Annotated in this window: 16 protein-coding genes and 1 pseudogene; 9 read left to right on the top strand and 8 right to left on the bottom strand. The window is 60.3% G+C overall.

Annotation, left to right across the window (positions count from 1 at the left end; all coding sequences use genetic code 11):
- Nucleotides 1-52: 52 nt before the first annotated feature.
- The 7 genes from L598_RS10725 (at nucleotide 53) to L598_RS10695 (ending at nucleotide 8,407) form a co-directional block, all read left to right on the top strand.
- On the top strand, nucleotides 53-1,669 hold the full coding sequence (locus L598_RS10725) for an ABC transporter substrate-binding protein (RefSeq protein WP_144862352.1): 1,617 nt from the start codon (nucleotides 53-55) through the stop codon (nucleotides 1,667-1,669).
- Between the two features lie 145 nt (nucleotides 1,670-1,814).
- Nucleotides 1,815-2,756 (top strand): ABC transporter permease, encoded by a 942-nt coding sequence (locus L598_RS10720; RefSeq protein ID WP_144862350.1) that lies wholly within the window; start codon nucleotides 1,815-1,817, stop codon nucleotides 2,754-2,756.
- A complete protein-coding gene (locus L598_RS10715; protein WP_144862348.1) occupies nucleotides 2,756-3,640 on the top strand; it encodes an ABC transporter permease in 885 nt (294 codons plus the stop codon). Before L598_RS10720 ends, L598_RS10715 begins: the two co-directional genes overlap by 1 nt.
- Before the next feature lie 4 nt (nucleotides 3,641-3,644).
- Nucleotides 3,645-5,303 (top strand): ABC transporter ATP-binding protein, encoded by a 1,659-nt coding sequence (locus tag L598_RS10710; RefSeq protein ID WP_144862346.1) that lies wholly within the window; start codon nucleotides 3,645-3,647, stop codon nucleotides 5,301-5,303.
- 29 nt (nucleotides 5,304-5,332) lie between these two features.
- Entirely contained in the window at nucleotides 5,333-6,496 is a 1,164-nt protein-coding gene (locus L598_RS10705; protein WP_144862344.1) for a M20 aminoacylase family protein, read from the top strand.
- Nucleotides 6,497-6,524: 28 nt separating this feature from the next.
- On the top strand, nucleotides 6,525-7,655 hold the full coding sequence (locus tag L598_RS10700; RefSeq protein WP_144862342.1) for a M20/M25/M40 family metallo-hydrolase: 1,131 nt from the start codon (nucleotides 6,525-6,527) through the stop codon (nucleotides 7,653-7,655).
- Between the two features lie 89 nt (nucleotides 7,656-7,744).
- Nucleotides 7,745-8,407, top strand: coding sequence for a 5-formyltetrahydrofolate cyclo-ligase (locus L598_RS10695; RefSeq protein WP_246658709.1), 663 nt, complete (start codon nucleotides 7,745-7,747; stop codon nucleotides 8,405-8,407).
- Between the two features lie 6 nt (nucleotides 8,408-8,413).
- Here the strand turns inward: L598_RS10695 and L598_RS10690 are convergent, their stop codons facing one another.
- Nucleotides 8,414-8,887 carry an Lrp/AsnC family transcriptional regulator gene (locus L598_RS10690; RefSeq protein WP_144862340.1) on the bottom strand — a complete coding sequence of 158 codons (474 nt, stop codon included), beginning with the start codon at nucleotides 8,885-8,887 and terminating at the stop codon, nucleotides 8,414-8,416.
- A 140-nt stretch (nucleotides 8,888-9,027) separates the two neighbouring features.
- Between L598_RS10690 and ald the strand changes: the two are divergent.
- Nucleotides 9,028-10,146: pseudogene (ald, locus tag L598_RS10685) on the top strand (alanine dehydrogenase).
- A gap of 87 nt (nucleotides 10,147-10,233) precedes the next feature.
- Here the strand turns inward: ald and L598_RS10680 are convergent.
- The 5 genes from L598_RS10680 to L598_RS10660 form a co-directional block, all read right to left on the bottom strand.
- On the bottom strand, nucleotides 10,234-10,707 hold the full coding sequence (locus L598_RS10680) for a DUF1203 domain-containing protein (RefSeq protein ID WP_144862338.1): 474 nt from the start codon (nucleotides 10,705-10,707) through the stop codon (nucleotides 10,234-10,236).
- An 81-nt stretch (nucleotides 10,708-10,788) separates the two neighbouring features.
- Nucleotides 10,789-11,271 carry a GNAT family N-acetyltransferase gene (locus tag L598_RS10675; protein ID WP_144862509.1) on the bottom strand — a complete coding sequence of 161 codons (483 nt, stop codon included), beginning with the start codon at nucleotides 11,269-11,271 and terminating at the stop codon, nucleotides 10,789-10,791.
- A gap of 68 nt (nucleotides 11,272-11,339) precedes the next feature.
- Nucleotides 11,340-12,191: a 3-mercaptopyruvate sulfurtransferase gene (sseA, locus tag L598_RS10670; RefSeq protein WP_144862336.1), complete on the bottom strand. Its 852-nt coding sequence runs from the start codon at nucleotides 12,189-12,191 to the stop codon at nucleotides 11,340-11,342.
- 11 nt (nucleotides 12,192-12,202) lie between these two features.
- Nucleotides 12,203-12,946: an alanyl-tRNA editing protein gene (locus L598_RS10665; protein WP_186444998.1), complete on the bottom strand. Its 744-nt coding sequence runs from the start codon at nucleotides 12,944-12,946 to the stop codon at nucleotides 12,203-12,205.
- Nucleotides 12,943-13,977 carry a cysteine synthase A gene (locus L598_RS10660; RefSeq protein ID WP_144862332.1) on the bottom strand — a complete coding sequence of 345 codons (1,035 nt, stop codon included), beginning with the start codon at nucleotides 13,975-13,977 and terminating at the stop codon, nucleotides 12,943-12,945. Before L598_RS10660 ends, L598_RS10665 begins: the two co-directional genes overlap by 4 nt.
- Before the next feature lie 163 nt (nucleotides 13,978-14,140).
- On the opposite strand from L598_RS10660, the gene L598_RS10655 reads away from it, so the two are divergent.
- Complete coding sequence (locus L598_RS10655; protein ID WP_144862330.1) at nucleotides 14,141-14,959, top strand: SDR family NAD(P)-dependent oxidoreductase; 819 nt, start codon at nucleotides 14,141-14,143, stop codon at nucleotides 14,957-14,959.
- On the opposite strand, the gene L598_RS10650 is transcribed toward L598_RS10655, so the two are convergent.
- Both L598_RS10650 and mfd read right to left on the bottom strand, forming a co-directional pair.
- Nucleotides 14,956-16,152, bottom strand: a complete 1,197-nt coding sequence (locus L598_RS10650) for an MFS transporter (protein WP_144862328.1) — start codon at nucleotides 16,150-16,152, stop codon at nucleotides 14,956-14,958. The two genes, L598_RS10655 and L598_RS10650, sit on opposite strands and share 4 nt — an antisense overlap.
- Before the next feature lie 212 nt (nucleotides 16,153-16,364).
- Entirely contained in the window at nucleotides 16,365-19,868 is a 3,504-nt protein-coding gene (gene mfd / locus L598_RS10645; protein WP_144862326.1) for a transcription-repair coupling factor, read from the bottom strand.
- Nucleotides 19,869-19,877 lie beyond the last annotated feature (9 nt).

Here is a 19,877-nt window from a genome sequence, read left to right as displayed (position 1 = left end):
GACCGCCGGAGAGACAATCAAGAAACCAAATCAAACCAGCAGAGGGAAAAAGATGTTCATAGACAAAACCTTTCATCGTCGTTGGCACAATGCGCGCACTTCGGTCTTTGCCGCGGCGCTTGCGGCCGCAACTGCGCTGGGCGCTGCCGCTCCTGCCCATGCCGATCCCGACACGATTACCGCGGTGATGCATTCGGGCCTGCGCGTGCTTGATCCGATCATCACCACGGCGCATATCACGCGCAACCATGGCTACATGATCTATGACGTGCTCATCGCTGAGGACGAGAATTTCGAACCGCAGCCGCAGATGGCGGACTGGGAGGTATCCGACGACAATCTCGTTTACACCTTCACGCTGCGCGACGGTCTGAAGTTCCATGATGGCGCACCGGTGACGGCCGAAGATGCGGTGGCCTCGCTGAAGCGCTGGGGCGAGCGCGATTCCGGTGGCCAGCTGATCTTCGACGTCACGGAGAGCCTGGAGGCAACCGACGAGAAGACGATCACCTGGAAACTCAAGGAGCCATTCCCACCCTTCCTCGAAACGGTAGCAAAGCAATCGGCCGTGCCGCCGTTCATCATGCCGAAGCGTGTCGCCGAGACCCCGTCGAGCGAGCCGATCAAGGAATATATCGGCTCTGGCCCGTTCGTCTTCGTTGAGGAGGAATACCAACCTGGCGTCAGCGTCACCTATGAGAAATTCGCCGACTATGTTCCGCGTGAGGAGGAGGCGAGCTGGATGGCCGGCGGCAAGGTGGTCAATGTCGAACGCGTCAAATGGGTGACCATGCCCGACGCGCAGACGGCTATCAACGCGCTGGTGGCTGGCGAAATCGACTATATCGAGCAGCCGCAATTTGATCTGTTGCCGATCCTGCAGGGCAGTCCCGACGTAACTGTCGAAGTGCGTGACACGCTCGGCTATCAGACGATGGGTCGGATGAATTTTAAACATCCGCCCTTCGACAACGTAAAGATCCGTCAAGCGGCTTTGATGGCAATGAGCCAGGAGGATGTGCTTGGCACGCTGGTTGGCAATCCGGAATATTACTCCGTGTGCGGGGCCATCTTCGGCTGCGGCACGCCGCTGGGTGACGAAACCGGTGCTGAAACGCTGACCAGCGGCGGCGATATCGAGGGCGCCAAGGCACTGCTGGAAGAAGCCGGTTATGATGGTACGCCTGTCGTGCTGATGCAGCCGACCGATGTCACGACCCTCACAGCCCAGCCGGTGGTTACGGCACAGGCGCTGCGCGAGGCCGGTTTCAAGGTGGACATGCAGCCGATGGATTGGCAGACGCTGGTGACCCGCCGGGCCAGCATGTCCCCGCCGGCCGAAGGAGGCTGGAATCTCTTCTTCACCAACTGGATGGTGCCGGAAATCAGCTCGCCGATCGTCAACCCGATGCTGAACGGCCGCGGCGACGAGGCGTGGTTCGGCTGGCCTGACGATCCGAAGTTGGAGGAACTGCGTGCCGAGTTTATTGCGGCCGACAGCGTCGAGGCGCAAAAGGAAGTCGCCAAGCGTTTGCAGGCTTACACGCTGGAGAATGTCATCTACGTTCCGCTCGGCCAGTATGTGCCGCCGCAGGCACGCCGCAACACCATCACCGGCATGCTTCCGTCGCCAGTGCCCGTATTCTGGAATGTCGACAAGACAGAATAGCCCCATGCCCTTGTGACGACGGGTCTGGCCGCGCCAGCGGCCAGACCAAGCGAGATCAGGATTGCTCAGGCGTACCGTGGCGGCGGCTCTCGATTTGCATCCGTCCCGGTCCTGCTCAAAGCATTGACAAGGACAGTAAGGACCAATGCTCGGCTATATCATCCGCCGCATCCTCGCCGTCATCCCCGTCATGGCGATCGTTGCGGTCTTTGTCTTTCTGCTGCTTCGCCTGACACCCGGCGATCCGGCAGCGATCCTTGCCGGCGACATGGCCACACCCGAACAATTGGCGCGAATACGCGAGTCGCTCGGATTGACCGATCCGATCCATATCCAGTTCATCAACTGGGTCGGGCGGCTGCTGCAGGGTGACCTCGGAACATCCCTGATCTCGAACACGCCGGTCATGAGCATGATCGGCAGCCGAATCTGGCCGACGCTGCAAGTCGGAACACTGACCATCATCATCTCGGTCCTCATCGCGGTACCCATGGGCGTCATCGCCGCCTGGCGTCACCGCTCCTGGATCGATTATGCCGTCATGAGTTTCTCGGTCCTTGGTTTCTCCGTGCCGGTCTTCGTCATCGGCTATATCCTGATCAAGATCTTCTCCATTGAGCTGCGATGGCTGCCGGTTCAGGGCTATGCCTCGCCGTCCGACGGTATCGGCGCCTTCTTTTCGCGTGCTCTCCTGCCCTGCCTGACACTGGCAACCATCTATGTGGCGCTGATTGCGCGCATGACGCGCGCCAGCCTGCTCGAAGTTCTGGGAGAGGACTATGTGCGTACGGCCCGCGCCAAGGGCGTGAAAGAGAAATATGTCCTGTTCCGTCATGCCCTGCGCAATGCGGCCGTGCCCATCATGACCATCATCGGTACCGGCTTTGCTTTGCTCATCTCCGGCGTGGTGGTCACAGAAAGCGTCTTCAATATCCCTGGAATAGGTCGCCTGACGGTCGATGCGATCCTGGCGCGCGACTATCCGGTGATCCAGGCAATGATCCTTCTGACGAGCGCGATCTACGTCTTCGTCAATCTGCTTATCGACATCTCCTACACCTTCATCGATCCGAGGATCCGCTACTGATGGCCGCTGCACCACAGCCGACCTCTTCGCTTCAGTTCATCCTCGGCGCCGTGGCCGTTCCGCGGCACTGGCAGCTCGGCATCGGCCCGATCATCGCCGCCATCGTGCTTGCAATTATCGTGGTGGCTACCCTGTTCGCGCCGCTCTACGTGCCGCATGACCCTTTAAGCATGGACGCGGTCCAGCGCCTCAAGGGACCTAGCTCGGAGTACTGGCTTGGCACCGATGCCTATGGCCGAGACCTGTTTTCTCGCGTCATGATCGGCGGTCAGGTGTCGCTGTTCATCGGCGTCGGCGCTGCAATCGTAAGCGTCTTCATCGGCCTGTTGATCGGCCTCGTTTCCGGCTTCTTCCGCATCGCAGACGCCATCATCATGCGCATCATGGACAGCCTGATGGCCATCCCGTCGATCCTGCTCGCCATCGCCTTGGTGGCCCTCAACGGACCCAGCCTTTGGTCAGTCATCTTCGCCATCACCATTCCGGAGATCCCGCGCGTGGTGCGTCTGGTGCGTGCCGTCGTTCTTTCGGCGCGCGAGGAGCCCTATGTGGAAGCAGCCATAGCCGTCGGCTCCAGCATGCCGAAGATATTGTGGAAGCACCTCATGCCTAACACGCTGGCGCCCCTGATCGTCCAGGGCACTTATATCTGCGCCTCGGCAATCCTGACCGAAGCCATCCTTTCCTTCCTTGGTGCCGGCGTCAGCACCGAGATACCCACCTGGGGTAACATCATGGCCGAGGGCCGCATTTACTTCCAGATCAAGCCGTCACTGATCTTCTGGCCCGGCCTGATGCTTTCGCTCTGCATCCTGTCCATCAACCTTCTTGGCGACACCGCGCGCGACCTGCTCGATCCGCGGTTGAAGAAGCGGGAGGGTTGAGACGATGCGGTTCAAGAACAGACGCTTCGACGACGCCGATCGGGTCCTGAACATCCGCGATCTCAGCGTTTCACTGAGCGGTGGCCATCAAAGGCCGATCCTGGACAAGGTCAATGTCACGATCCACCAAGGGGAAACCGTCTGCCTTGTTGGGGAGAGCGGCTCTGGCAAGTCCGTCACCTCGCTTGCCGTTATGGGTCTCCTCACCAAGGATGCATTGACGGTTACCGGCGGCGTGATCGACCTTGAAGGGCAAAACCTGCTCGAGCTCGATCATAAGGCGATGCGCCAGATGCGGGCACGCCGCATTTCAATGATCTTCCAGGAGCCGATGACGGCCCTCAATCCTGTCATGCAGGTAGGCGCCCAGATCGAGGAAGTGCTCGACAGCCATACGAAACTGCCGCCGCGCGAGAAGAAGAAGCGTGTCGTCGACATCATGAACCAAGTGCACCTTCCCGATGTCGAACGCATCTACAATTCCTATCCGCACCAGCTCTCCGGCGGCCAGCGCCAGCGCATCATGATCGCTATGGCGCTGATCCTGGAACCGAAACTGCTGATTGCCGACGAGCCGACCACCGCTCTTGACGTCACGACGCAGAACCAGGTGCTTGCCCTCATCACCGAACTGCAGGAAAAGCACGGCACGGCGGTGCTGTTCATTACCCACGATATGGGCGTGGTCGCGGAGATCGCCGATACCGTCTACGTCATGAAGGACGGCCAGATCATCGAGCACGCGCCGGTCGAGACGCTGCTGCGCCATCCGACGGAGGAATATACGCGCCGCCTTCTGCAGGCGGTGCCGAGCCTGATCCCGCGTCCGGCCCGCGAGAGAAATGGAGCCGTCGAAGTGTTGGACGTCGAGGGCTTGCGCAAAGTCTATGGCATCAGAAGGCTGTTTTCACGTGCCAAGCCGACCCTTGCAGCTCAGGATGTCAGCTTCTCGATAATCCGCGGCCGCACGCTCGGCATCGTCGGCGAAAGCGGTTCGGGAAAATCCACCGTGGCGCGCTGCATCATGCGTCTGATCGATCCGACCGAAGGCGAGATCCGGGTGGCGTCGACGGACATTGCCCGCCTCTCCCGCCGCGAGTTGCGGCCGCATCGCAGACATATCCAGATCGTCTTTCAGGATCCGTTCCGCTCGCTCAATCCGCGCTGGACGATCGGTCAGAGCCTCATTGAGGGCCAGCTCAACTACGGCACCAGCCGAAGCGAGGCCATCAAGCGTTCCGGCGAGTTGCTGGAACTGGTCGGCCTGCCGGCTGATGCGCTGAAGCGCTATCCGCACCAATTCTCCGGAGGGCAGCGCCAGCGCATTGCCATAGCCCGCGCCATTGCCATGCGCCCGGATGTGCTGGTCGCAGATGAGGCGGTATCGGCCCTCGACGTTTCGGTCCAGGCGCAGGTGCTGCAGCTTCTGGACGAACTGCAAGAAAAGCTCGGCATCGCCATCCTCTTCATTACGCATGACCTTCGCGTTGCTGCGCAGATTTGCGACGAGGTCGTCGTCATGCAGCATGGCCGCATCGTCGAGCATGATACAGCAGCCAATGTATTGATGCACCCGCAACACGACTACACCCGCGCGCTCATAGAGGCAGCGCCCGGTCGTCACTGGGATTTCGCCAATTTCAAGGAACTCGAACCGGCCTGACGACCGATCAGACTTTCAAGGAGAAGACTATGCCTGCCATTCCTCGTATCGCCGAGATTGCCGACGAACTGACCGCCATCCGCCACGACCTGCACGAAAATCCGGAGATCGGCTTTGAGGAGACGCGCACCTCCGGCATCGTGGCAGAGAAGTTGAAGTCCTGGGGCATAGAAGTCCACACCGGCATCGGCAAGACGGGCGTGATCGGCGTGCTCAAGGGAAAAGGTAACGGAAACGGCCGCACTGTGGGCCTGCGAGCCGATATGGACGCTTTGCCCATGGACGAGGAAACGAACCTCCCCTTCCGCTCTAAATCACCGGGAAAGTTTCATGGCTGCGGACATGACGGCCATACGACCATGCTTCTCGGAGCGGCACGCTATCTGGCCGAAACCCGTAATTTCAACGGCAAGGCCGTTTTCATCTTTCAGCCGGCCGAGGAGGGTCTCGGCGGGGCGCGCGCCATGCTGGCGGAAGGTCTATTCGATCGTTTCCCCTGCGACGAGATCTATGGCCTGCACAACAATCCCATGGCCGCGCCAAATAATTTCAACGTCAAGCCCGGGCCTGCCATGGCGGGAGCGACCTTCTTCGACATCACGGTCAAAGGTGTCGGCAGCCACGGCGCCATGCCGCATCAATCGAAGGATCCGATCGTCGCCGCCACCTCGCTGGTGCAGAATTTGCAGTCGATCGTCAGCCGCAATGTCGATCCGACCAAGCCGGCCGTCTTCTCGGTTACCCAGATTCATGCCGGCTCTGCCTATAATGTCGTGCCGGACCGCGCCGTGATCTCGGGCACGATCCGCTATTTCGATGACGAAGTGAAGAAGCTGATCCACGAGCGCATCCGAGACATGTGCTCTGGCTACGAGAAAACCTACGGTATCGAGGTGACGGCGGATTTGCGCGACATATTCGACGTGCTCGTGAATGACGCCGATCTCTCGAAAGCCTATCTCGAGGCCGCGAGCGAGATCGTCGGCGAGGAGAATGTCACGCTGGGCAACGAGCTGATCACCGGCAGTGAGGATTTCGCCGATATGCTGAACGCAGTGCCCGGCGCCTATTGTATGCTGGGCCATTCCGGCGGCGTGCCACTGCATAACCCCGGCTTCATTCTCGACGACGCAATTCTTCCCGTAGGCGCCAGCATCATGGCGCGTATCGTCGAGAAGCGCCTGCCGCTCTGAAACTCAATACCTGAAATCGAGGAATATCATGGATGTGAACGCCCTTCCGTTTGACGCGGACGAGATGCTTGCCGGCCTGAAGCCCTGGATCGAATGCGAAAGCCCGACCTTTGACGCCGCCGCCGTCGACCGGATGATGGATCTGGCTGCATATGATCTGGCAGCAGCCGGCGCCGAGATCGAACGTATTCCTGGCCGCATGGGCTATGGCGGATCAGTGCGTGCCCGCTTCCCGCACAAGGATTTCGGCAAGCCCGGCATCCTGATTTCCGGCCATCTCGATACGGTTCATCCTGTAGGCACACTCGAAAAGCTGCCATTCCGGATCGAGGGCGGGAAATGCTACGGCCCCGGCATCCAGGACATGAAGGGCGGCAACTTCATCAGTGTTGAGGCGCTGCGGCAGCTCGCCCTTGCCGGTATAGAGACGCCCCTCCCCGTCACCGTCCTGTTCACGCCCGACGAGGAAGTCGGCACGCCGAGCACGCGGGAGCTGATCGAGATGGAGGCGCGCAAGAACAAATATGTGCTCGTGCCCGAGCCTGCCCGCCCCGACGGCGGGGCCGTCACCGGGCGCTATGCCATCGCCCGTTTCAACCTCAAATCCGAGGGACGGCCCAGCCATGCCGGCTGGGCGCTCAAGGACGGGCGCTCTGCGATCGCAGCCATGGCGAAGAAGATCCTCGAGGTCGAGGCTATGACCACGGAAGATTGCACCTTCTCCGTCGGCGTCGTCCATGCCGGACAATGGGTCAATTGCGTCTCCTCCGTCTGCCATGCCGAAGTGCTCAGCATGGCCAAACGGCAGGACGATCTCGATCGCGGTGTGGAAGCGATGTTAGCGCTGTCAGGCGAGGCTAACGATGTCCGGTTCGAGGTGACCCGTGGCGTGACCCGCCCCGTCTGGGAGCCGGACGAAGGCACGATGGCGCTTTATGAAATCGCGCGCGGAATTTGCACCGAACTGGGCTTCGACCTTACCCATGGCAGCGCCGGCGGCGGTTCCGACGGCAATTTCACTGGCGCCCTCGGAATCCCGACGCTCGATTCCATAGGTGTGCGCGGTGCGGGCCTGCACACGCTGAACGAACATATCGAGATCGACAGCCTTGTCGAACGCGCTCGGCTGATGGCCGGCCTGCTTGCGCGCTTGAATTGAAACTTACAAAAGTGCTTCGCCGTTCGATGTCGCTTCGTGGACAGCCTCTTCCCGTTTTCCAGCTAATATAGGCACGAATGGAAGAGGCCATGAATCAAGACAAGCCGTCGGCGCAATATGCATCGCCGCCATGTTTCATGCATGAACTCGACGGCCACCCTGAAGCCGTGACCGCTGACGTTGCTCAATGGAATGACATCGCTCGCTGGCGCAAAGCCGAGCGGCAGCGGCTGATCGAGGCACGGCTTGCCGTCTCCGCCGATGACCGCGCAGCGATGACGCAGGGCATTGTCGCCAGCCTCGATCAGGCCATCGGTGATCCGGCGGGCCGTATGGTCAGCATCTATTGGCCGTTTCGTGGCGAACCGGATCTTCGTTCCTGGCTTGCTTCGATCAACGAAAGAGGCGGCCGGACGGCCCTCCCCCTCGTGGTCAAGAAGGGCAGGCCGCTCATTTTCCGCTCCTACCGGACCGGCGATCCGCTGGAGCGCAGCGTCTGGAATATTCCGGTTCCAGCCACCGGCGAGGAAGTTGTGCCGGATGTCGTCATCGCTCCCGTGGTGGGATTTGATGCGCGTTGTTATCGTCTCGGCTATGGCGGAGGCTTCTTCGACCGCACCCTGGCAGCACTGCCGCGAAAGCCGCTCACCATCGGTATCGGTTACGGCATTGCCCGCATTCCAACCATCTATCCGCAGCCCCATGACATCCCGATGGATGTCATCATCACCGATGCGGGCATCCAGGACTGATTTCGGTCACGCCATTTCGGGACGGATGCCGGTCGCGGTGCGGTCGACCACCTCGCGCAGGGCGAAAGAGGAGTTGATCTTGATGACATGCGGCATCCCGGTCAGCCATTCCTTGTGAATGCGCTCGTAATCCTCAAGATCGCGCGCGGCGATCCGCAGGATGTAGTCATATTCCCCCGACATAAGGTGACAGGACAAAACATTCGGGCAACGTTTCACCGCTGCCTCGAATTCCGAAAGAGTTTTTTCGAATTGGCCCGACAGCGAGATGTGGACGATCGCGGTCATTCGGTAGCCAAGGGCCGCGTTCGACAATTCGGCGTGATATCCCCTGATGACGCCACTTCTTTCCAGGTTGTCGAGGCGTCGCGAGCAGGCCGATTGCGAAAGCCCGATCTTCTCCGCCAGGGCGGCATTGGAAATCCTCCCATCCTGCTGAAGCGTGTCCAGAATGGCGATATCGATCCTGTCTAGCGCCATGAAGTGAATTTCCTTCGAGCTTTGCGTTCTTTGGCGCAAGAATTATCGATTGGGGCGCAACCAAGCAAACGGATTCGCAAACACGTGCAATGCGTTTTGTGGGAGTATAGACAATCCTGGCTCTCACAATGGAAATCTCAATGCGCGTTGGCTGCCCGAAGGAAATCAAAAACCATGAATATCGCGTCGGGCTTACTCCCGGCGCCGTACGCGAATATGTGGCCCATGGCCATGATGTTTTGATCGAAACCGGAGCCGGAGCCGGCATCGGCGCCGATGACAATGCATACCGCGCCGCAGGCGCTGTCATCGCGAAGACTGCCGAGGAAGTTTTCGCCAAGTCCGACATGATCGTGAAAGTGAAAGAGCCGCAGCCGGTCGAATGGATTCAGCTTCGCGAGGGGCAGATTCTTTACACTTATTTGCACCTGGCCCCTGATCCGGAACAGACGAAGGGCCTTATTGAATCTGGCGTCACAGCCGTTGCTTACGAGACGGTCACAGATGAGCGCGGCGGGCTGCCCCTGCTTGCGCCGATGTCTGAAGTCGCGGGCCGGCTGGCGATTCAGGCCGGTGCGACCGCATTGCAAAAGGCCAATGGCGGCCGCGGTGTGCTGCTCGGCGGTGTTCCCGGCGTCCTGCCTGGCAAGGTGGCAATCATCGGCGGCGGCGTAGTTGGCCTGAATGCGGCCAAGATGGCTGTAGGCCTTGGTGCAGAGGTTACCATCATCGACCGCTCCATCCCTCGGTTGCGCCAACTCGACGACATTTTCAACGGCCGCGTACGCACACGCTACTCCACCGTCGAAGCACTGGAAGAGGAATGCTTTGCCGCTGATGTCGTCGTCGGAGCAGTCTTGATTCCGGGTGCCGCCGCGCCGAAGCTCGTCAGCCGCGAAATGCTGACCGGCATGAAGAAGGGTTCGGTTCTCGTCGATGTCGCCATTGACTAAGGTGGTTGCTTCGAGACTTCCCATCCGACCACCCATTCCGACCCGACCTATGAGGTCGAGGGCGTCATCCACTATTGTGTCGCCAATATGCCGGGTGCGGTACCGGTCACTTCGGCGCACGCGCTGAACAATGCGACCCTGCATTACGGCCTTCAGCTTGCCGACAAGGGTTTGAAGGCAATTATGGACGACCAGAACCTGCGCAACGGTCTGAACGTTCATAAGGGCCGTATCACCAATCAGGCTGTAGCCGAGGCACTCGGCTACGAAATGGCAGAGCCACAGACGGCGCTTGCCGCAGCTTGAAAATCCGAACTTAACCGCACAACCATTTGGTCCGCCGTGAGATTCCGGCGGATCTTTTCATTGGATTACCGCCCGCGACGGCCGGCGTCAGGCTCGGTCAATACGCACCTGGTAGCAATTGTTGCGGGCCGAGCGCATATGCAGATAGGCGATATCGTCCCGTTGCAGGAGCATATGCGCGTAGGTGCATATATCCTTCTTTGGGGTAACTGCTCCCGTGCCGTACACGATCCGGTCGTCATATCCGTAGCCGCGAACAATATAGTCAGGAACCATGCGGAACATTCCCGGCATGACGTCGCTTTCCGGCGCCCGTTCGCATTCTTCCGCGCACAAGAAAATCGGACCGGTTTCAGCGTAAGGCTGCAATCCGGGAAATGGCCGATAGGCCAGGATCAGATAGGGCCGCCCCTCCGGCACCGTGCGCAGACAATGCCGGCACGGTATGTTGCTGCCATCGGAAACGCGCCTTTCCGGTGACATTCCATAAGCATCGGCCGCACCGTTGCGATAGGCTTGTGCCTGCTCGCTCGGCATGGCAACGAATTTGATTAAACCCATGAGTATTCTCCAACCTTTGCGTGGATGAAGAGCAGTTTGCGTCTCGCCAAAAGGCTTTTCCACCCGATTCCTGCCCGGTTGTCAGTCCCAGGCCTGGATGGTTTCCTCACTCCACGAGACGGGCGTGAAGCCTGCCTTTTGATAGAGCTGCAGTGCACGTGGGCTGTCGAGCGTGTTGGTGTGGATTGTCACCTTGGCAGGATCATGCGCCCAAGCAGCCGAAACGGTTTCCGAAAGGAAGAAGGCGCCGAGCCCCCTGCCCTGGAAATCCGGCACCAGACCGAAATAGACGATTTCGACCTCGTCCGGCTTGCGCGCGGTATCAAGTTCGAAGAAGCCGGCGGGCGATCCGTCAACATAGAGGACAGAGATTTCCGTGGCTTCGGCATGGATCACCGCACGCAACTCGTCGTCTTCCATGTCCCGGCGTAGCGACCAATGATGCGTACGCCCCACCTGTTCATAGAGGAATCGGTAAAAGGCGGGCGGCATCTTCTCCGCGCGCATAATGGCAATGCGGAAGCCCAGCGGAGGGTGGACATGGCGGCCGCTCGGCGCCGTCATCTCCAGATGGGTGATCCGCGCAGTGAGAAACCGTGGTTTGGTGTTCCGGGACAAGCACCGGCTCCCGGCTATGCATCACCGACTGCGACCGGTGTTTCCTCGCGCGAGCCCCATTCGCTCCAGGAGCCGTCATAGAGCCGGTTGTCGGCATGCCCTACGGATTCCAGCGCCAGCGTGATGGCAGCGGCCGTGACGCCGGAACCGCAGGAGGTCACTACCGGCTTGCCCAGGTCTATTCCAGCATCGCGAAACACCTCGCGCAGACGCTCCACCGGCAGGAGCTCGCCGTTCTCTGAAAGGCTCGCCGCTGGAACATTGCGTGCCCCCGGCATATGACCGGACCGCATGCCCGGCCGTGGCTCGGGATCCCTGCCCGTGAAACGACCGGCCGGACGGGCATCGGCGATCTGGCTGACACCTGTCCTGACGATCTCCAGCATGTCGGCCAGCGAGGCAACCCGCTTTTCATCGAAATCCGCTTTGAATGCGCAAGGCGCAATCTTGGTCATCTCGTCCGTAACCGACCGGCCTTCCCGCTTCCAGCGGTCGAAGCCACCATCGAGAACGTAGACTTCCCCGGCGCCCATCACGCGGAAGAGCCACCAGACGCGCGGAGCGGAGACCATGCCCATTCCATCATAGACGACGATCGTATCCCTCTCCGAAATGCCCATGGCATTGACATGTCTTTCGAAGACTCCAGGACTGGGCAGTGCATGGGGCAAATCGGAATCAGGATCGACCACCAAGTCCTGATCGAAGAAGATCGCACCCGGAATGTGGGCGGCCTCATATTCGGCACGTGCGTCACGGCCCTGTTGTGGCAGATACCAAGAGCCGTCCACGATGGAGAGACCCGGCTGGCCCAAACGCTCCTGAAGCCAGTCGGCAGATACGACGAAGCGGCTTTTCTCGCCCATAGCAACCTCCCTCAAGCGACCGGCAGCGGGCCGAAGCGTAGCCGGAAACGGCGGTTCTCCCGCCCCTTCTTCTCGATCTTTCCGACATGAATCTCGCCTATCTCTCCTGTGCGGGCAACATGTGTGCCGCCGCAAGGCTGACTGTCCACCGAAGCGCTTTCCCCTATGCAGACGAGACGGATGCGGCCGGTCCCGGCAGGAGGGCGGACATTCTTTGACTTCACCAAAGTCGGCTTCGCGGCCAGTTCGTCATCTGTGATCCAGCGGGTGAAAACCGGGTGATCGGCGGCGATGAGTTCCTGCAGACTGGCGGTGACATCTTCCTTCGTCACGCCGGCATCCGGCAGGTCAAAATCGACGCGAGAGTCCTCCTCGTTCACTGCAGCTCCCGTGATCGGAAACGGGCAGACAACGGTCAGCAGATGGCAGGCTGTATGCATGCGCATCAGCTTGAACCGGCGCTCCCAGTCGATTGCGAGCTTGACCACCTCGCCCGGCTTCGGCATCGGCTGGTCGGGTGCCGGCAGATGGATGATTTCATCCTTGGTTTCGCCGGTGATCGTGCCCGCAATCACGATGCGTGAACCGTCGGCGCATTCCAAGAAGCCGGTATCGCCGGGCTGTCCTCCGGATGTGGCATAGAATATGGTTCGGTTGAGTATCAGTCCGCCGCGATCGTTCAGGGCGACAACTTGCGCATCGGCGGTTTTCAGATAAGCGTCCTCGCGAAACAGCGCCTGTGTCGGGGCCATCACGCGACCCCCTCGAAGGGGATTTCGATATCCGGCTTTTTGTCCATCCATTCCGGCACCGGTAAATCCTTTGAACGCAGGAATTCCGGATTAAACAGCTTGGACTGATAGCGCGTTCCATAATCGCAAAGAATCGTTACGATGGTGTGGCCAGGGCCGAGGTCCTTTGCCAATCGGATTGCACCGGCAATGTTGATGCCGGTCGAGCCGCCCAGGCACAGTCCTTCCTCCTGCAGCAGATCGAAGATGATGGGCAGCGCCTCGGCATCAGGTATCTGATAGGAGAAATCAGGCGTAAAGCCTTCGAGATTCGCAGTGATACGTCCCTGCCCGATACCTTCGGTGATCGAGCTCCCCTCGGATTTCAGCTCACCGGTCGTGTAATAGCTGAAAAGCGCCGCGCCCATCGGGTCGGCGATTGCGATCTTGACCGAGTTGCTCTTGGCACGCAGGCCTTCCGCCACGCCGGCCAAGGTTCCGCCGGTGCCGACAGCGGAGACGAAACCGTCGATTTTGCCGCCGGTCTGTTCCCAGATCTCCTGCGCGGTCGTGCGCACATGACCTTCGCGATTGGCGATATTGTCGAACTGGTTGGCCCAAATAGCGCCCTTCGGGTCGCTTTCTGCCAATTGTTCGGCAAGGCGACCGGAAACCTTCACATAGTTGTTCGGATTCTTGTAGGGGACGGCCGGAACTTCCAGCAGTTCCGCTCCGAGAAGCCGCAGCGCATCCTTCTTCTCCTGGCTCTGAGTATCGGGAATCACGATGACGGTGCGGTAGCCGAGCGCCTTGGCAACCACCGTGAGGCCGATTCCGGTATTGCCTGCCGTTCCCTCTACGATGACGCCGCCAGGCCGCAGAAGGCCGTGTTTTTCCGCATCACGGATGATGAAGAGCCCGGCACGATCCTTGACCGACTGTCCGGGATTCATGAATTCGGCCTTGCCGAGGATTTCGCAGCCGGTCTCTTCGGAGGCACGGTTCAGGCGGATGAGCGGCGTGTTGCCGATGACGTCGACGACAGAGCGGTGCATTTTGGCTTACCTCTTTTCTTGCCGCGAAACCCTAGAAACCACGCCGCGCGCTTTCAAGCGGGGATTTTCTTTCAATGGCCGTTTCGCGAGCATGCTCTTGCACACGCCTTCCCATTCCCGGATCGCGCGGCTAATTGTCTGGCGACGAAGCAACGGAGGAATCATGCCGCTTTACAGGGCGAGCCCCAAAGACGGCGTTGCCTGGGTCACAGGAGCCAGCACCGGCATCGGCAAGGCCGTTGCGCTCGACCTTGCGCGCGCTGGCTATACGGTCGCGGCGACCGCGAGGGATCAGGCCGATCTCAAGCTCATTGAACAGGAAGCCATGGGGCTTCCCGGACGGATTCTCGCTTTCCCCTGCGATGTGAGCGATGAAAAGGGCATGGAGCGGACAGTGGCAGCGATCGAGAAGGAAGCCGGCCCCATCGTGCTCGCCCTGCTCAATGCCGGGACGTATCTGCCGATCCGCGGCGATCGTATGGAAACAACGAATTTCGTGCGATCCTTCGAGATTAATGTCTTGGGCGTCATCTTCGGACTTGTGCCGGTGGTCGATCGCATGCGTGAGCGCGGCTTCGGACAGGTGGCTGTCACCGGTTCGGTCACCTCCTATTTCGGTTTGCCCTCAGCGGCGGCCTACGGTGCGACAAAGGCGGCGCTCAACAATCTCGTTGAATCCCTGCGCTTCGATCTGGAAAAGATGAATATCCGCCTGCAGGTCTTCAATCCGGGCTTCATTGCCACTCCGCTCACCGAAAAGGCGAAATTCCCCATGCCAGCCCTGATGAAGGTCGAAGATGCGTCGCGACGCATTCTTAAGGCCTTCCAGTCGGGCGGGTTCGAAGTAACATTCCCACGCCGGCTCACATGGTCATTGAAGTTTCTTCGCCTCGTACCGCAGCCGATCCGCTTCTGGCTTCTCTACAAGATTACGGGCTGGGACAAGCGGCCGATCGGCCCCCGCGACAGGAGAAGGTCCTAGGACCTCTCCGGTCGGGCGTCCCTGGCGAACAGATAGACCAGGACGGCGGCGGCAAGCATGACCACGTAGAAGGTGAAGAGCGCAGCATAAGCTGCCGCCGGCTCTTCAGGCCTTGTGGCCGCGGTAACGACGACTCCGGTCAGGAATTGGACGATGCCTACCATGCCGATGGAGAAGAAGTTGAGCAAGGTGATGCCCCGCCCTGTCAGATGCACCGGCAGGAAGGAGCGGGCATGCGCCATGATCAGGGCGAAGCTCGACCCGAATAGCGCGATCAGGACGAATGCCGCCGTGATGGTGGCGACACCCTGCACCGGAAACAGCGCGAGCCAGCCGATAACGAGGATCGATCCCGTATTGCCGGCGACGGCAACCCATTTGCGTGTTCCAAAAATCGTGTCGAGCGGGCCGTAGATGAACGAACCGGCAATAGCCGCGATAGCCATGAACAGCGTCACATGGCCGATGGCGAGCGAATCGGCGCCATGGACATCTGCCAGATAAGGCCCGGCCCAAAGCCCGAGTATGCCGATCAGCGGCGCGTAGTTCATGCCCACCAAGGGAATGAGCGGCCACAATTCCCTTATCCTGGCGACGTGAAAGTAACCGGAAAATCCCTTCGCATCGCCTGGATTTCCTTCCGCGCGCGGCGGGTCGCGCACGAGCACCAATAATGCGAGCGCAGTTAGAAGAGTAAGCAGGCCAAAGACGAACATGACCGGTCGCCAGCCATAGATTTCGGCAATGGTGGCGAGCGGCGTCGTGCCGACGACATTTCCAGCGGAGCCGAAGGCAATCAGCCAAGAGGTAAGCACCGCCAATCGAGCTGGCGGAAAGCTGCGCGCGAATATGTACATGCCCGCCATGAGCACCGGCGCACAGCCTCCGCCGATCAAACCCATGGCCAGAACGATCATCCAAGGCGCCGTTGCGGCTGCGAACAAGAATGCGCCACCTCCCCCGCAAAGACCAAGAATTACGGCCACCGTGCGCTTGGGTCCGTAATGGTCGAGCGATACGCCGACGGCAAACTGCATCAGGGCAAAAGCAGCGAACCAGGCGCCGGAGGCAAAAGACAGTTCTGCCTTGGTAGCACCCAGTTCCGTTATCAATGCCGGCGTCAGAACGGCCAGAAACGAGCGGTAGAACTGCGAAAGTACATAGGCTACCGCCACGGCGGCTATTCCAGCCATGAATGAACCCCTCTCCTCTGGGGGAATCGGTTCGTGCCCGGGAGCGGAAAACGCGCCCGTCGGATATCGGACGACCGGAGGCTCTATCGCAGGGTCAATCCGCTGGCAATGGGCCAGCGGAGGCGAGTTCGCCGGCTCAAATGGTTATCGGAACTTCTTCGCTTGCTGCCGCAGGGAATCCTCATTCGGATTCGCCGAACGACCAGCCCGCCTCACGCCGCCTGTTTCTCGGCCAAGCGGACGAGTTGCGTCATGATGACGGCCGAACCGGCAAGCCGCTTCTCGGCGGTCGGCCAATCGCGAATGAAGACCACGCTCTGGTCGGCCCTGATCTTGGCCAGCGGTCCCTGCTCGCCGATGAAGCGCACCAGCGCCACCGGATCTGCAAATTCCTTGCCACGGAATTGAATGACGACCCCCTTCGGCCCTGCATCCAGTTTCTCGACATTGGCACGGCGGCAGAGCGCCTTGATGAAAACGATCTTCAGCAGATGCTGGACCTCTTCCGGCATCGGCCCGAAACGGTCGATGAGTTCAGCGCCGAAAGCATCGATGTCTTCGGTGGTCTCCAGTTCGGCTATGCGACGATAGAGACCAAGACGCAATTGCAGGTCCGGCACGTAGTCTTCTGGGATCATGACAGCAGTGCCGACGGTGATCTGCGGCGACCAGCCCGTGTCCACGGCCTCGCCTGTGCCGCGAAGTTCTGCTACCGCCTCTTCCAGCATCTGCTGATAGAGTTCGTAGCCGACTTCCTTGATATGACCCGACTGTTCCTCGCCGAGAAGATTGCCAGCGCCGCGGATGTCCAGATCATGGCTGGCAAGCTGGAAACCGGCGCCGAGCGTGTCGAGTGATTGCAGGACTTTCAGCCGCCGTTCCGCCGTCGCGGTCAGCGTACGATTGGCTGGCAGAGTGAAAAGCGCGTAGGCGCGTAGCTTGGAGCGACCGACGCGGCCGCGAAGCTGGTAAAGCTGGGCCAGCCCGAACATGTCGGCCCGATGCACGATCAGCGTGTTGGCAGTCGGAATGTCGAGTCCGGATTCAACGATCGTGGTAGACAGCAAAACATCATACTGCCCATCATAAAAGGCGTTCATGATGTCATCGAGCTCCCCCGGCGGCAGTTGACCGTGCGCCGTCGCCACCTTGAGTTCCGGAACAGATTCCGCCAGGAAGTCCTTGATTTCGCTCAAATCAGAAATTCGCGGAACAACATAAAAGCTCTGCCCGCCGCGATAGCGCTCGCGCAACAGCGTCTCGCGAATGACCAGCGGATCGAAAGGCGAGATGAAGGTACGCACCGCCATGCGGTCCACCGGAGCGGTCGCTATCAACGACAGTTCCCGCACGCCTGTCAGCGCGAGTTGCAGCGTACGCGGGATGGGCGTTGCCGACAGCGTCAGAACATGCACATCGGTCTTCAGCTCCTTCAGCCGCTCCTTATGTTTGACGCCGAAATGTTGCTCCTCGTCGATGATCAGGAGGCCGAGATTCTTGAAAGAGACCGATGAGCCGAGCAGCGCATGCGTACCGACGACGATATCCACCGTACCGTCGGCAAGGCCCCTCTTGGTGTCGGCCAATTCCTTCGAACCGACGAGTCTGGACGCCTGCCGCACCTTGACCGGCAGACCGGCGAAGCGCTCCCGGAAGGTCTTGAAATGCTGGCGCGCCAAGAGTGTGGTCGGCACGACCACAGCCACCTGCAATCCTTCCATAGCGGCGACAAAGGCAGCTCTCAGCGCCACTTCCGTCTTGCCGAAACCTACATCACCACAGATAAGCCGATCCATCGGTCGGCCCGTCGCGAGATCGTCCAGCACGGCATCGATCGCGTTCTGCTGATCGTCGGTTTCTTCGTACGGGAAGCGGGCGGCGAATTCGCCATAGAGCCCTTCGGGCGGCACCAGCTTGGCGGCGGGACGCATTTGCCGTTCGGCGGCAAGACGTATCAGCTGGCCTGCCATTTCCAGCAAGCGCTTCTTCAGTCGTGCCTTGCGCGATTGCCAGGCAACGCCACCCAGTTTGTCGAGAACCGCATCGGCCGCGTCCGAGCCATAGCGGGACAGAAGCTCTATATTCTCCACCGGCAGGAACAGGCGGTCATCTCCGGCATAGCGAATTTCCAGGCAATCATGCGGCGCACCCGCGGCCTCGATCGTCCGCAAGCCGACAAAGCGGCCTATGCCATGATCCGCATGGACCACGATGTCGCCTGCCGAAAGCGCGCCGATCTCGGCGATGAAGTCGGCGGCACGCTTGCGCCGCTTGGCGCGCCGGATGAGCCGATCGCCGAGGATGTCCTGCTCGGCAATGGTGACCAGTTTCCGTGTCTCGAAGCCTGCTTCCAGCGGCAGCACCGCCAATCCGACCTGCTGTTCGGGCAGCTTGTCGAGCTCGGAAAGGCTTTCGACCCGCTTCACATTGCCGAGATTGTGCTCAGCGAGAATTTGACCGAGTCTGTCAAGCGAGCCTTCGCTCCAGCCCGCTATAAGGACGCGGCGGCCGGATGAGCGCAAATCTCCTATGTGCCGCACGACATGATCGAAGACATTGGCATTCGGATCGGCGCGCTCTTCGGCAAAACTGCGTCCGGCGTGAGAGCCCGCATGGCGCAGCATGCCTCCTTCGGTCTCGGGCGCGTCAAAGGCTGTGAAGCGCACGGCCTGACGCATCTCTGCTGCCTTCACCACTTCATCTGCGTCGAGATAGAGACGCTCCGGTGTGATCGGCTTGTAGGGGACGGAATCGCCAAGACCGGAGCTGTCCGACTGGCGTTTGCGGGCCTCGTAGTGATCAATGATCAACGCATGACGCTCGCCGAGGGCTTCCTTCGCCAGATGATCGAAGACAATCGGGACATCCGGCAGATAGTCAAAGACGGTTTCCAGCTTGTCGTAGAAAAGCGGCAGCCAGTGTTCCATGCCGGCGAAGCGGCGTCCCTCGCTGATGGCCGCATAAAGCGCGTCGTCGCGTGAAGGCGCTCCAAAGGCTTCGATATAATTGCGGCGGAAGCGGCTGATCGTTTCCGGTGACAGCGTTACCTCGCTCATGGCCTGCAGGGATACGTCCTTGCGCTGGCCGGTGGTGCGCTGCGTCGCCACGTCGAAGGCGCGAATCGTCTCCAGCGTGTCACCGAAGAAATCGAGGCGCAAAGCCTCATCCCAACCCGGCGCAAAAATATCGATAATGCCGCCGCGCACGGCGAACTCGCCGACATCGCGAACAGTCGGTACGCGTTCGAAGCCGCTGTTTTCCAGCCGCCCGATCAGGGCGTTCATATCGACCTGGTTGCCCGGCCGCGCCGAGAAACCCTGCGCCTCTATCAAATCAGCCGGCGGAATCCGCTGCAGGATCGCGTTAGCGCTGACGAGCACGATTGCCCGATGCGGCTTCTTGCGCAGCGTCACCATGGCTGCAAGCGCTTCCAGCCTGCGAGCCGCGGCATCCGAGCCCGGCGAGACACGGTCATAGGGCAGACAGTCCCAGGCCGGAAGCTCCAGCACCGGCAGGCCAGGGGCTGCAAAATGCAGAATTTCGGCGATCGACGGTATGCGCTGTCCGTCCCGTACGACGAAAATCAGCGGCCCTTCCGGCGCGACCTCGCTTGCAGCAGCGGCGAGTGCGAAGGCTTCGTAACCGTCCGCAACGCCGTCGACGGTCGTCAGCCCGGCGCGCCCTTTTGGCAAACCGATAGGATCGATGAGGCTCATTTCAGTCTT

This window comes from Mesorhizobium sp. J18 (genome assembly GCF_007829525.1).
GTDB lineage: Bacteria > Pseudomonadota > Alphaproteobacteria > Rhizobiales > Rhizobiaceae > VLJP01.
This window is presented reverse-complemented; position numbering and strand designations above follow the sequence as displayed.